Origin of the sequence: Geobacillus sp. JS12 (genome assembly GCF_001592395.1) — a bacterium.
Lineage (GTDB): Bacteria > Bacillota > Bacilli > Bacillales > Anoxybacillaceae > Geobacillus > Geobacillus zalihae.
In genome coordinates this window covers 2207164-2220287 of the sequence record NZ_CP014749.1, presented here as the reverse complement: position 1 = coordinate 2220287, position 13124 = coordinate 2207164, and the positions used below count along the sequence as shown (strand labels likewise).

General features: G+C 56.6%; 12 protein-coding genes and 1 pseudogene. All 13 read left to right on the top strand.

Going from position 1 to position 13124, the window contains the following annotated elements:
- Nucleotides 1-89 precede the first annotated feature (89 nt).
- The 13 genes and pseudogenes from nadB to A0V43_RS10810 all read left to right on the top strand — a co-directional run bounded on the left by nadB (nucleotide 90) and on the right by A0V43_RS10810 (nucleotide 13124).
- On the top strand, nucleotides 90-1646 hold the full coding sequence (gene nadB / locus A0V43_RS10870) for an L-aspartate oxidase (protein ID WP_063193077.1): 1557 nt from the start codon (nucleotides 90-92) through the stop codon (nucleotides 1644-1646).
- Between the two features lie 28 nt (nucleotides 1647-1674).
- Nucleotides 1675-2505, top strand: coding sequence for a carboxylating nicotinate-nucleotide diphosphorylase (nadC, locus tag A0V43_RS10865; RefSeq protein WP_013144623.1), 831 nt, complete (start codon nucleotides 1675-1677; stop codon nucleotides 2503-2505).
- A 14-nt stretch (nucleotides 2506-2519) separates the two neighbouring features.
- Nucleotides 2520-3623 (top strand): quinolinate synthase NadA, encoded by a 1104-nt coding sequence (gene nadA, locus A0V43_RS10860; protein WP_063193076.1) that lies wholly within the window; start codon nucleotides 2520-2522, stop codon nucleotides 3621-3623.
- A gap of 158 nt (nucleotides 3624-3781) precedes the next feature.
- Nucleotides 3782-5355: pseudogene (safA, locus tag A0V43_RS20845) on the top strand (SafA/ExsA family spore coat assembly protein).
- Complete coding sequence (locus A0V43_RS10850; RefSeq protein WP_013144626.1) at nucleotides 5339-6283, top strand: phosphotransferase; 945 nt, start codon at nucleotides 5339-5341, stop codon at nucleotides 6281-6283. Before safA ends, A0V43_RS10850 begins: the two are co-directional and overlap by 17 nt.
- A gap of 34 nt (nucleotides 6284-6317) precedes the next feature.
- Nucleotides 6318-7058 (top strand): NAD(+) synthase, encoded by a 741-nt coding sequence (nadE, locus tag A0V43_RS10845; protein ID WP_013144627.1) that lies wholly within the window; start codon nucleotides 6318-6320, stop codon nucleotides 7056-7058.
- A 114-nt stretch (nucleotides 7059-7172) separates the two neighbouring features.
- A complete protein-coding gene (locus tag A0V43_RS10840; RefSeq protein ID WP_013144628.1) occupies nucleotides 7173-7907 on the top strand; it encodes a YhcN/YlaJ family sporulation lipoprotein in 735 nt (244 codons plus the stop codon).
- A gap of 251 nt (nucleotides 7908-8158) precedes the next feature.
- Nucleotides 8159-9523 (top strand): ISLre2 family transposase, encoded by a 1365-nt coding sequence (locus A0V43_RS10835; RefSeq protein ID WP_063193075.1) that lies wholly within the window; start codon nucleotides 8159-8161, stop codon nucleotides 9521-9523.
- Between the two features lie 237 nt (nucleotides 9524-9760).
- A complete protein-coding gene (locus A0V43_RS10830) occupies nucleotides 9761-10501 on the top strand; it encodes a YebC/PmpR family DNA-binding transcriptional regulator (protein ID WP_013144629.1) in 741 nt (246 codons plus the stop codon).
- A 228-nt stretch (nucleotides 10502-10729) separates the two neighbouring features.
- Nucleotides 10730-11206, top strand: coding sequence for an intercompartmental signaling factor BofC (locus A0V43_RS10825; RefSeq protein WP_013144630.1), 477 nt, complete (start codon nucleotides 10730-10732; stop codon nucleotides 11204-11206).
- Between the two features lie 103 nt (nucleotides 11207-11309).
- The gene (ruvA, locus tag A0V43_RS10820; protein ID WP_011232068.1) at nucleotides 11310-11894 is read left to right on the top strand and encodes a Holliday junction branch migration protein RuvA; all 585 of its coding nucleotides are present in this window, start codon (nucleotides 11310-11312) and stop codon (nucleotides 11892-11894) included.
- 25 nt (nucleotides 11895-11919) lie between these two features.
- Nucleotides 11920-12921, top strand: a complete 1002-nt coding sequence (ruvB, locus tag A0V43_RS10815) for a Holliday junction branch migration DNA helicase RuvB (protein ID WP_063193856.1) — start codon at nucleotides 11920-11922, stop codon at nucleotides 12919-12921.
- Nucleotides 12918-13124 carry a DUF2905 domain-containing protein gene (locus A0V43_RS10810; RefSeq protein ID WP_011232066.1) on the top strand — a complete coding sequence of 69 codons (207 nt, stop codon included), beginning with the start codon at nucleotides 12918-12920 and terminating at the stop codon, nucleotides 13122-13124. Before ruvB ends, A0V43_RS10810 begins: the two co-directional genes overlap by 4 nt.

Here is a 13124-nt window from a genome sequence, read left to right as displayed (position 1 = left end):
ATCATTTTTTTCGCCAAACCTCTTGCCATTAGTTTAAATATGTGTAAATATAGGTGTCAAGACAGGTGAAAAGAAAGGGGCGTCCGAGAGTGAAGGAAGGTGGCGTGATTATCGTCGGAAGCGGGCTGGCGGCGTTAACGGTCGCGTATCATTTATCTGAGCTCGACCATGTGATGATATTCACGAAAAAACGTTGCACCGACAGCAATTCATGGCGGGCGCAAGGAGGGGTGGCCGCGGCGCTGGCAGAGAGCGACGATTGGCGCGCTCATTTCCGCGATACGATGGTCGCCGGCTGCTTTCATAACGATGAACGAATGGTCGAACGGCTTGTCCGCGAAGGGCCGAGGCGGCTGCAAGAATGGATCAACGCCGGCATGGCGTTTGATCGGGACGAACGCGGCCGGTTTTGTTTCGGCCTTGAAGGCGGGCATAGCCACCGCCGGATTTTGCACGCCGGCGGCGATCAAACGGGCAAAGCACTCGTTTCGTTTTTGCTTGAGCGGCTCGAGGGACGCGTATGGATGGAAGAAGGCGAGCAGGTGATTGATTTGCTTGTGGAAGAGGGGCGTTGCGTCGGGGTGAAAACGAAGCGGGAAGACGGTTCGGTGTCCATTTGGCCGGCGTCGGCCGTCGTGTTGGCGACCGGTGGATGCGCCGGATTGTATACGTTCACTTCCAATGCGCCGACGGCGACTGGCGACGGCATTGCCATGGCGTACCGCGCCGGTGCGGCGGTGGCGGATATGGAGTTTATCCAATTTCATCCGACGATGCTCGTTGCCGGCGGAAAAGCGGTCGGGCTCGTCTCGGAAGCGGTGCGCGGCGAAGGGGCGGTGCTTGAGGCGGAAGATGGAAGACCGCTGATGGACGGCGTCCATCCGCTTCGCGATCTCGCTCCGCGCGACATCGTCGCCCGAGCGATCGCGGCGGAACTCGATCGCGGCGGCCGCGTCTATTTGAATATTTCCCGCGTGTCCCACTTCCGCCGCCGCTTTCCGACGATCGCTGCGCTATGTGAGGCTTATGGCGTCGACCTTGAAGCCGGCCGCCTTCCTGTCGCGCCGGGCGCCCATTTTTTAATGGGCGGCGTTGTCGTCAACGAGTGGGGACAGACGACGGTTCCGGGCTTGTACGCCGTCGGGGAAGCGGCGTGCACCGGTGTGCACGGCGCCAACCGGCTCGCAAGCAACTCGTTGCTTGAAGCGATCGTCTTTGGATTCCGTGCGGCCTGCGCCATCCGCCGTCAAGCGGCGTGGCCGGAAACGGTGCACCGAGCGGATTCATCCAGCCCGCGTCGTTTGATTGTACCACGGCTGCCAGAGCGGGCGCTCATTCGCGAACAGCTGTCAACGTTTGTCGGCATCGTCCGCAACGGCGATCGGCTTCGCGAAGCGGTCGACTGGTTGGAACAGTTTTCGTTGCCGGATTGGCTGGATGGCGACCTTGAACGATTGTCGGCAGAGGAGATTGAAACAGGATACATGTTGCTAGTGGGCTGGCTTGTCGCTTCATCAGCGCTTGGGCGCACGGAAAGCCGCGGCGGCCATTACCGGAGCGATTTTCCGCGTGAATGCCCAAAGTGGCGGGGGCGGCGCCTCGTGCGGACGAAAGAAGAGTGGGCCCGCCTTGGGGCTGGGAGGTAAAGCGGCAAAGAAAACGGAGGGATGAAAGATGAACCGGTTGAAGCTCGAACAACTGCTGCGACAGTTTTTTCTTGAAGATATTGGCGACGGCGATGTGACGAGCGAGACGATTTTTCCGGCTCATGAACGGGCATCAGGCATGTTTATGGCCAAAGCGGACGGGGTGGTGGCCGGCGTCGGCATTATTGCGGCGGGCTATCAGCTGCTGGATCCGCGCGTCGAAGTAACCATCATGAAACAGGACGGCGAACGGGTCAAAGCCGGCGAAACGATCGCCGTCGCATCCGGCCCGGTCGGGCCGCTGTTGTCCGGTGAGCGCGTCATTTTAAACTTGCTGCAGCGGTTAAGCGGCATTGCCACCGTGACGCGACAGGCCGTTGACTTGCTTGGCAATAGCTCCACACGCATTTGCGACACGCGGAAAACGACGCCGGGGCTGCGCATGCTTGAAAAATATGCCGTCACATGCGGCGGCGGCTATAATCACCGCTTTGGTCTGTACGACGGTGTCATGATTAAAGACAACCATATCGCCTTTTGCGGATCGATCGCCCGCGCCGTCAAAACGGTGCGGGAGCGGCTTGGGCATATGGTGAAAATCGAAGTAGAGACCGAAACGGAAGACGAAGTGCTCGAGGCGGTCGAAGCCGGGGCGGATGTCATTATGTTTGACAACCGGACGCCGGATGAGGTGCAGGCGTTCGTCCGGCTTGTGCCAAAGCCAATCATCACGGAAGCGTCGGGGGGAATTACGCTCGCCAATGTGGTGGCGTACGGCGCGACCGGAGTCGACTACATTTCGCTCGGATGTTTAACCCATTCCGCCCCGGCGCTCGATATGAGTTTCAATTTGCGATAATGGAGGGGAGAACCGTGAACGTCCTTGAACAGTTGAAACGGCTGGATGAGATGCCGGAATGGTATAAAACGATGGAACGAAGCGAGCTCGAAGCACGCGCCCGCGCGGTGAAAGAACGGTTCGGCCGGCGCCTTTTCATCCCGGGTCATCACTACCAAAAGGATGAGGTCATTCAGTTCGCCGATGCGACCGGCGATTCGCTTCAGCTTGCCCAGCTCGCGGCAAAGAACAGCGAAGCCGAATATATTGTGTTTTGCGGCGTCCATTTTATGGCGGAAACCGCCGATATTTTAACGAGCGACGCCCAAACGGTCATTTTGCCGGACTTGCGCGCCGGCTGTTCAATGGCTGATATGGCCGATCTTTTCCAAGTCGAGCGGGCATGGGCGGCGCTTATGGAGCGGTTTGGCGAGACGATCGTGCCGCTTGTGTACGTCAATTCGACCGCGGCGATTAAAGCGTTTGTCGGCCGCCATGGCGGAGCGACCGTCACCTCGTCGAACGCGAAAAAGATGATGGCTTGGGCGTTTTCACGGAAGGAACGGATTTTCTTTTTGCCGGATCAGCATTTAGGGAGAAATACGGCCTATGCGCTCGGCATCCGTCTTGACGAGATGGCGGTGTGGGATCCGCATGAGGAGACGCTCCAAGGGGCGGACGATCTCGACAAGGTGAAAGTCATTCTTTGGAAAGGACATTGCTCCGTGCATGAAAACTTCACCGTGCGACAAATCGAGCATATTCGACGGATGAAGCCGGGAATCCATGTCATCGTCCATCCGGAATGCAGCTGGGAGGTCGTCCAGCAAGCAGACTACGCCGGTTCGACAAAATACATTATTGAAACGATCCGCAATGCTCCACCCGGCACCCAGTGGGCGATTGGAACGGAAATGAATTTGGTGAACCGGCTGAAGCATGAACATCCAGACAAAGAGATCGTGTCCCTCAACCCATATATGTGTCCGTGTTTAACGATGAATCGAATTGATCTGCCGCATTTCGTCTGGGCGCTCGAATCGCTTGAGCAAGGAGCGATCGTCAATCGCATCACCGTTCCGAAAGACATCGCCGCAGAGGCAAAAGAGGCGCTCGACCGCATGCTTTCGCTTGCCTAGCTTTTTCCCTGGCTTGACGAGGAGGGATCCTCGTTCGGTCAGGGATTTTTTTATCATAAATCAACGATCATCGTCATACATTGTGTTGAAAGACGATAACGGGAAACAAGCATCGGTTCGATCGAGCGTAAACAGTCTCGGTTTAGGAGGGGAATGGAGTGAAAATCCATATTGTCCAAAAGGGCGACACCCTTTGGAAAATCGCCCAAAAATATGGAGTGGATTTTGAACAATTGAAAAAAATAAATGGGCATTTGAGCGACCCGAATATGATTATGCCTGGAATGAAAATCAAAGTGCCGACAGCAGGGGTGCCGGTCAAAAAAGAGACGAAAGCGCCTGTGTCACCCAAAAAAATGCACGTAAAAGAGCACCCGTACGCGGAGGCGAAACCGTTCGTCTCATTCCACATTGATGCCGAGCTTGACACTGCTGTCGCCCCTGTTCCGGAAGGCGAGGCAGCGGTAAACGAACCGGCGGGTGAGGCGCCGAAAGCGGTGGTCAACGAAGCGCCAAAGGCCGTCGAGAAAAAAGCGCCAAAAGCGGCACCAAAAGCAGTGGTGAACGAAGCGCCGAACGTACCGGTGAACGAAACGCCGAATGCGCCCATCAATGAAGCGCCAAAGGCACCGGCGGGTGAGGCGCCGAAAGCGGTGGTCAACGAAGCGCCAAAGGCCGTCGAGAAAAAAGCGCCAAAAGCGGCACCAAAAGCAGTGGTGAATGAAGCGCCGAACGTACCGGTGAACGAAACGCCGAATGCGCCCATCAATGAAGCGCCAAAGGCACCGGCGGGTGAGGCGCCGAAAGCGGCGATGAACGAAACGCCAAAAGCTGTCGAGAAAAAAGCGCCAAAAGCAACGGCACAAGAAGCATCAAAAACGCCGAAAGCGGAGGCAAAAGAAGGGGCAAACGCGAAAGGCGCCTCTGTGCCGCCGCTTGTGCATACGATTCCGCCGGTGGTCCCGCCTCCTCAACTTTCGTTCGCTCAATCGCTGGCCAATGTGCCGCCGATTCCGCCGAAGCCGAGCAATATTTTGCCCAACATGATGAAAGAGGAGGATCATGAAAGCCCAGCTGAGTGGAAAGGGGAATCGGCGGCTGAGAGCGAAGACGCGCCGCCGCTGCCGAACATTCCATATGTTCCTGTCGCCCCGCCGACGGCCCCAACATTTGGAACTGACCAAGGATGTACGCCAGTGCCGCCAGTTTGGTCGGGATTTTACGCGCCGCCGCTTCCGGTCATGCCGCCGTCTTATCCGCCATCGGCTGCGCCGCCGGCCATTGAAAAAAGCGGCGAAAGTCCGGAAAACGGTTCAGCGCCGTTTTCCGGCATTCACGAAAGCAGCAGCGAATCATTAGAACCGCCGTTTTCTGGGCCTGGGGCCGCCGCCCCGTTTGCCCCGCCGGCGGGGGGCGTTTTCCCACCGCCCGGCGCTGCAACGCCAGTTTATGCGCCGCCTGCGGCGTACACTTCGCCTGTCGGCTATCCGCCTTTTGGGTATGCGCCGGCCTATGCACCGCCCCGTACTATGGAGGGTACGCCCTGCCGGCTCCATACGGATATGCGCCGCAGTCAGCGCCGCCGCTTCCGTGGCCAGGCGTCGTGTATCCGACAAGTCCAGCGGGATACTCGCCGCCATCCTACCCGCCATCATCCGCCCCGCCGGTTGCCGGCCCCCGTTTGTTTAGCGAACCGCCGGATGAGGAGAGCGGGCATGGCGAGGAACCATAACCAAGTGAAAAGAGACGCCGCCGGCCGTCTCTTTTTTCTTCTTGACCGCCAATATCGGCTTGTGATTCAACAAGTTGTGGCATTGAAACCGCATGTCTTCGCCATTGCCGCCCGGCAAGGAATGTTTGTCGCCAAAGCGTATCGCTTTCCCGTTGCGGCCGCGCGGCACGCCTGGCTTCTTGCCGCATTAAGGAAGGCCGGTTTTTCCGCCGCGCCGGCCCCTATGCCGGTCGGGCGCGGAGGAGTGGTGGAAGCCGGCGGATGCTATTGGCTGCTGACGGAATATGTGGCCGGAGCGCGTCCAATCTCGTTTGCCGCTTGGGCTGACGCCGCTGACGGACTTCATTTGCTCGAACGTTACCATACCATAACGGCAAACATCGCCAGCAGCAAGCAGGAGGCAATGGGGCTGCCGCGTGCGCAGCTGTATGACAAATGGCGGCGCCGCTATGAGGAGTTTTGCCGACATTTGCCTGTTGTTGAAACGATCATGGACAAAGAAGACATTTTCTTTACGCTGAGCTGGGCGGATTACTGTCTATCAACGTGTCGCGAGCATGCTCCAGAGTTGACGGCGGATTCTGCTGCCATCATTCATGGTGATGTCGCTTCCCATAATTTTTTGCGCACCACAACCGGCCAGATGTACCTCATCGACTATGACGCGGCCGCTCTTGCCTCGCCCGGGCTTGACTATTGCCAATACGCCAATCGCCTCTTGCCGTATATCGGTTGGTCATATTCAACACTCGCCCGTTTCGCTCCGCTTCGCCGTTGGTTGGAAAAACGCTGGTTTTTGCATGCGCTCTTATTTCCGGCTGATGTGTTTCGCGAATGGCGGTCAGCCGCCGCGCGCCGCCGCCCCCTTGTGTTTGACCGCAAGCGGAGAGAACGGTTTGTCCGCCGCCTTTATGCTATGCTACAATGAAGAATGGAATCTTTGGAAAAGGAGTCGAGGACGGATGCAAGAAAAAATTGACAAACTCGTGCAATGGTTGCGTGACCAAGTCTCATCAGCCGGTTTAAACGGGGCGGTCGTCGGCATCAGCGGCGGCATCGACTCGGCGGTTGTCGCCCATTTGATTAAGCGTGCCTTTCCGGACGATTCGCTGGGGCTGATCATGCCTTGCAAAAGCAATCCGAAAGATATGGAAGATGCGCTGAAAGTGGTGAAAAGCTGCGGCATCCGGCATTTGGTCATCGATTTGACCGAGGCGCACCGGACGTTGTTTGGCGCGGTCGAGGCCGAGCTGAAAGCCATCGGGGAATGGAGCGAAGAGCGCGCGCGCCTCGGCGATGCGAATACAAGGGCGCGTTTGCGCATGACGACGTTGTATGCGGTCGCCAACAATTACGGCTATCTCGTCGTCGGTACGGACAACGCCGCCGAATGGCATACGGGCTACTTTACGAAATACGGTGACGGTGGAGTCGATTTAGTGCCGCTCATTCACTTTACAAAAGGCGAAGTGCGCGAAATGGGCCGTCTGCTCGGCGTCCCGGAAGAAATTATCAAGAAAGCTCCAAGCGCCGGACTGTGGGAAGGGCAGACGGATGAAAGCGAAATGGGCACGACGTATGAAATGATCGATAAATATTTAAAAGGGGAAGATATTCCAGAACGCGATCGAAACATTATTGAACGGCTTCATGAACGTTCGCATCATAAACGGCAGTTGGCGATTGCGCCGCCGAAGTTTTAGCTGTCACCTCGTTGGGTTGAACTGACAGCGATAAACCCCCGCGTTTGCCGCAAGCTAAACGTAAGGCTGGCTTCATGCCAGCCTTGGGCGAAGGAAACCAAGGGGGGTTTTCCATTGAGATACGCGGTCAGATGGATCGGCGCGTTGTCGGTCGCCGGATTGCTCGCCTCATGCACCAACTACCGGGCCAATGAGGAAGGGGCGCAGCGTTATCATGATGCGGCGAGACCGATCGGTTTTTACTCGACGGAGCGAGGCGACGATTTCCGCTATGGCCGATACGGGACGAATGCGCTCAATTATGACAACCGTTATATATGGGCGCGCCGCGGTCCGGTCACCGATTATTTGACGGACGGCGGCCGCCTCGGAGGACCAGCAGCGACCCGGTTTGACACGGACGTTCCGGCCCTTCCGCCCGACGTCGATTTCGGTGACAGCGATTACAACTACCATGGGCATTTGCACTCGCTAAACGTCGATCCGCACCCGTCGTACTACCGAAGCTATGCCGGCGGTTTGGCTGAGAAGCTCTCCCGCCGCGCCGCAGCGGTGAACGGAGTCGACGATGCCCGCGCGGTTGTGTATGGCGATCAGGCGCTCATCGCGATTGCCACAGACGACCGCCATCCCAAGCGGCTTGAGAAGCAAATCGAGCAAGCGGTCGCTCCGTACGCGGACGGCAAGCGGGTGCGCGTCACCTCGAATCCGAGCATGTACCACCGCATCCGCACGATTGACAACGCGCTTCGACGCGGGACTCCAATCAATATGGAAGAAATCCGCCGTGATTTGCGCACCATTTTTATCGATGGCACGATTCAAGAACGGCCGGAAAACACTCGGTGACAAACGAAAAAGGCGTCCCAAAAAAGCGGGGCGCCTTTTTTCATGGCTGCTCCTTCGCTGGGTGTGAGTAAAATATTTGTGGGTGACATTTCGACATGATCCCCGACGAGGGTTGCGAACTTTTGTTCGCGACGCTCGTCGGGGCCACCAAGCGAAGCGCGGTAGAACAAGCAAATGTCATGCAAAAAGGACTCTCTCCCTGCTATGATGGTGATTGTCAACATCAACCGAAAACAGGAGGGAGAGAGTCCATGAAACATCTTACCACAGAATGGCCTTTATTAAAAGAGTTGGAGGAACAATTGTTGAGAACTCTTCAAAAGGTGTTCGCTGTCTTGTTGGCGGCCCTTTTGGAGGAGATCGATCAACAACTGGCGGAAGCGCGGGACAAGCGCCGGTATCAGCTGAAAGACAAACGGCTGACTACGATCCAAACGCTGTTTGGGGAAGTGACGTTCCGCCGGAACTACTACTATGATCGACAAACGGGGGCGTATACGTTCTTGCTGGATGCCGAACTGGGCTTTGATGGAGCGCAGTCGATCAGCCCTTGCCTCGAGGAAACGGCGGTCGAGTTGGCCGTCGAGTGCTCTTCCTACCGCAAAGCGGCTCGCACGCTGGAGTCGATCGTGGGGTATGCGGTCCTCAGCCACGAGGCGATTCGCCAACTGGTGCTGGAGGCCCCTGTCTCGCTGCATCACCCTGTTTCCAAACGGCACGGCCGGGTGCTGTTTGTGGAGGCGGATGGACTGTTTATTTCCCGCCAGGGGAAAGGGAAACGGGCGAAAGAAGAGAAAATCCTGGCGGTTCACGAGGGATGGAGACGAAACGGGTCGCAGCTTGAGCTGGTGAACCGGCGCCACTACCTCCATGAAGGGACGGGGGACGTGTGGGAACGGTTTGAGGAGTGGCTGATGAAGGAATATGCCTATGATCCGTGCCAAGACCTATTGGTCATCAACGGCGACGCGGCGTCGTGGATCACGGCCTGCCGGGAGTATTTTGGGAAGCGGGCGTGCTTTCAGCTGGATCGATTTCATGTGGCGCGGGAGCTGCGTCAGTGTCTGTCCGGCCATCCGCGTTGGCGGGAGGTGCGGAAGAAGCTGGCGAAACAAGATGAAGAAGGGCTTCTCGTGGAGCTGAACAGCGCGGTCGGCACGTTGGAGGACGAAGCGAAAGAGAAGCAGCTGGCTGCCATGATCCGCCGGATCGAGTCGATGCCGGGATGCATCCGGGACTATCGGGGGTGGCTGTCGGAGCAAGGGGTGGAGACGACCGGCATGCGTCCGATGGGCCATGCGGAGAGTGTGATGAGCCGATTTGCGCATCGGGTGAAATCCCGCCGCAGCTGGAAAGACCAAGGGCTTCGGGCGTTTCTGAGGGCGATGGCAGCCCGAATCGACGGGATCCGGTGGAGAAAGGGGCCGTTGGAGGCAGAAGAGCTCCAGTCGGCCGTCTCGGCCTCAACAAAGTCCAAGCGGATCGAACAGGCCAAACGGAAGGCCGGACGGTTGTGGATGGATGTGGTGCGTCAGAATATACCGTGTCTGCAACAGTCATCCGGGACGCCGATCCATCAAGCGTTGTCGGCGCTCCGGGATGGTGGTTGGGTGTAAAAAAATGGAATATCGTATCATCGCCTCAAGATGAGGGATGAGAGTCCGAAAGCGCTTACGATATGAATTCCTGAAAATGGTTCGCTAACTAGTGATTGACAACGCTCGTAGTGAATCGAAAAAATGTTCTCCACAAAGTCTTGACTGACTCCTTCGCTGGAGCTTGGCTGACAATTTCCGCGTTTTTTGCTATAGTAATAGTCGGAACATTCCGTTGCGATGAGAGGAGAACTGTCGATGGCTGGACATTCGAAGTGGAAAAATATCCAACGGCGGAAAAATGCTCAAGATGCCAAACGCGGCAAACTGTTCATGAAACTGGCGAAGGAAATTTATGTGGCCGCCAAAAGCGGCGGAGGCGATCCAGCGTCCAATCCGAGCCTGCGCCTTGTCATTGAGAAGGCGAAAGCGGCCAACATGCCGAGCGAAAACATTGAACGGGCGATTAAAAAAGCAACTGGAACCCAAGAACATACCAACTATGAGGAAATTCGCTACGAAGGATATGGACCAGGCGGCGTTGCCGTCATGGTCGTTTGCCTGACGGATAATAAAAACCGCACCGCCGCCAACGTGCGTGCGGCGTTTTCGAAAAACGGCGGCAATTTAGGGGAAACGGGCTGCGTCTCCTATTTGTTCGAGCGCAAAGGGCTGCTCGTGATTGACCGCGAACAGCACAACGTTGATGAGGATGAATTGCTGCTGTTGGCCATTGAAGCGGGCGCCGAGGAGATGGAAACAACGGACGAATCGTTCGAAATTTATACAGCGCCCGAATCGTTTGAAACGGTGAAAGATGAGCTGGAACAGCAAGGATTTACGTTTGCCAGCGCGGAAATTACGATGATTCCGCAAACGTATACGACGCTTGAGGGCGACGATTTGAAAAAAATGCTGAAGTTGATCGATACGCTTGAAGATGATGACGACGTCCAAGAAGTGTACTATAATTTGGACGAATCGGTGCTTGAGGAGTAGCGGCGTCCGTCGGCGAAGCCGGCGGATTTTTTTTGTACATACGTTCGAAGGTCGTGGAACATAATGGAATATGATGATCGAGCGCCGTTGGCTTGAATCCTCGCCCCATTTTTTGGATCGGCGGCAGCTTGCTTGGCAAAAAAGCTGATGGATCAAGGAATAAAATGGCGTCCGCTGGTGAAACTAGTGGCGTAAAGGAACCATCATCCGAGAAGAGAGGAACAAACGATGCGAATTCTTTCCCTCATACTGTGGATCGCCGCCATCGTGTTGCCGGTTCATTCGGCCTCCGCCGCACCGGTCAAGATGACGATTGTGCTCGAGCGGCAATACTTGGACGGAGAGATGAGCGAAGAGAAAGTCACCGAAACCGTCGATTCGATGACAGAAATATGGAAAAAATATCGCGGTTGGCAACTCGTGACGCTCGATGATCAGACGATCGTGTTTCATAAAACCATCAACGACATTTCGCCGTTGTTAAAAACAAACGGCTACTTCGGAATTACGGACGATGGAACGTTGTCTATCTTCAACGGCAAACCGGGCCGGTCGAGCGAAATCATCCAGTCGTTTTTCCAAATCGACGTGCAAAAGCTCGAAAGCCGTCAGCAAGAAAAGCTGAAGAAAGGAATTCGCGTCCTCTCGAAAGAGCGGTATGAACAAGTGATCGAAATGTACCGCCATTTTGCGGTCGTCCAATAAACCAAGCGAAAGCCCGTGGTGCAAAGCGCATCGCGGGATTTCTTTTTGCTATAATGAAATCATATGATACAATGAAAGGACGAAAAAAGGAGAGGAGCATCCATTGATCGAGTTTATCCGTGGGTATGTCGATTACGTCTGCCCGGAATATATCGTCATCGACCATAACGGCATCGGCTACGAGATCTTTACGCCGAACCCGTTTGCGTTTCAGGAAAGCCGCGAGGCGGCGGTGACCGTCTATACATACGAATATGTGCGCGAAGGTGTGCACGCCTTGTACGGGTTCCCAACACGCGAGGAGCGCAACTTGTTCGCCAAGCTGCTGCAAGTGTCGGGCATCGGGCCGAAAGGCGGCCTCGCCATTTTGGCGGCCGGGCGTCCGGATGAACTGGCGCGGGCCATCGAGGAAGAAAACGAGGCGTTTTTATGCAAGTTTCCAGGCGTGGGCAAAAAGACGGCCCGGCAAATGATTTTGGATTTAAAAGGGAAGCTCGGGGCGCTTGCGGCGCCGGCGGCTGCACGTTCGGCCGCCCCGCTTTCCGGTGCGCTCGCCGAGGCGGTGGCGGCGCTCAAGGCGCTCGGCTACGCTGAACGGGAGATCGAGAAAATCATTCCGGCGCTCCGCGAAGAAGCGATGTCGACGGAACAGTATGTGAAGCGGGCGCTGGCGCTGCTTTTGGGATAAACAGCGGCCAAAGGGAGGGATGACGGTGAAGGAACGGCTTGTATCCGGGGAGGTCTTAGGGGAAGAGACTGCGCTTGAACCGAGTTTGCGCCCGCAATATTTGCATGAATATATCGGGCAAGATAAGATCAAAGAAAACTTAAAAGTGTTCATTGAAGCGGCCAAGCTCCGCGAAGAGACGCTCGACCATGTGTTGCTGTACGGACCGCCGGGGCTTGGGAAAACGACGCTCGCCGTGATCATCGCCAATGAAATGGGCGTCAAGCTGCGAGCGACATCTGGACCGGCGCTCGAGCGGCCGGGAGATTTGGCGGCGCTTCTCACTTCGCTTGAGCCGGGGGATGTGCTCTTTATTGATGAGATCCACCGGCTGCCGCGGGCGGTGGAAGAGGTGCTCTATCCGGCGATGGAAGATTATTGCTTAGATATCGCGATCGGCAAAGGGCCGGATGCGCGCACGCTTCGCCTCGACTTGCCGCCATTTACGCTCGTCGGGGCGACGACGAGAGCCGGGGCGCTGTCGGCGCCGCTGCGCGACCGGTTTGGTGTCATCAGCCGGCTCGAATACTATCACGTCGACCAACTCGCCCAAATCATTGAGCGGGCGGCGGCCATCTTGCAAATCGGCATCGAGCGCGAAGCGGCGCTTGAGCTTGCCCGTCGGGCGCGCGGCACGCCGCGCATCGCCAACCGTTTGCTGCGGCGCGTCCGCGATTTTGCGCAAGTGCGCGGAGAGGGGAGAATTACGCTGCCGCTTGCTGTCGAGGCGCTCGAGCGGCTGCAAGTCGACCGGCTCGGGCTCGACCAAATCGACCATAAGCTGCTTTCAGCGATGATTGAAAAATTCGCCGGCGGCCCGGTCGGGCTCGAAACGCTGGCGGCCGTCATCGGCGAAGAAGCACAAACGATTGAAGAAGTGTATGAGCCGTACTTGATGCAGATCGGTCTCTTGCAGCGTACGCCGCGCGGGCGCGTCGTCACGCCGGCTGCGTACACCCATTTCGAAATGGAGGTTCCGAAGCGGTGAACAGCTTGCCAAAGTTGATCATGACGATCGGCGTTGTGCTCATCATGGTCGGGTTTGTCATGCAGTTTGTCAAACTCGGCCGCTTGCCGGGGGATATCGTCATCCGCAAAGGGAATATGACGTTTTATTTTCCCGTTGTGACATCCATCTTGCTGAGCGTTGTGTTATCATTGATTTTTTACGTGCTCGGACGATTTCGCTGA

Bases quoted from the DNA above. Each gene is read 5' to 3' on its own strand.
- nadC (WP_013144623.1), top strand. From the start codon at position 1,675: ATGAACCGGTTGAAGCTCGAACAACTGCTGCGACAGTTTTTTCTTGAA.
- A0V43_RS10850 (WP_013144626.1), top strand. From the start codon at position 5,339: ATGGCGAGGAACCATAACCAAGTGAAAAGAGACGCCGCCGGCCGTCTC.
- nadE (WP_013144627.1), top strand. From the start codon at position 6,318: ATGCAAGAAAAAATTGACAAACTCGTGCAATGGTTGCGTGACCAAGTC.
- A0V43_RS10835 (WP_063193075.1), top strand. From the start codon at position 8,159: ATGAAACATCTTACCACAGAATGGCCTTTATTAAAAGAGTTGGAGGAA.
- A0V43_RS10830 (WP_013144629.1), top strand. From the start codon at position 9,761: ATGGCTGGACATTCGAAGTGGAAAAATATCCAACGGCGGAAAAATGCT.
- A0V43_RS10825 (WP_013144630.1), top strand. From the start codon at position 10,730: ATGCGAATTCTTTCCCTCATACTGTGGATCGCCGCCATCGTGTTGCCG.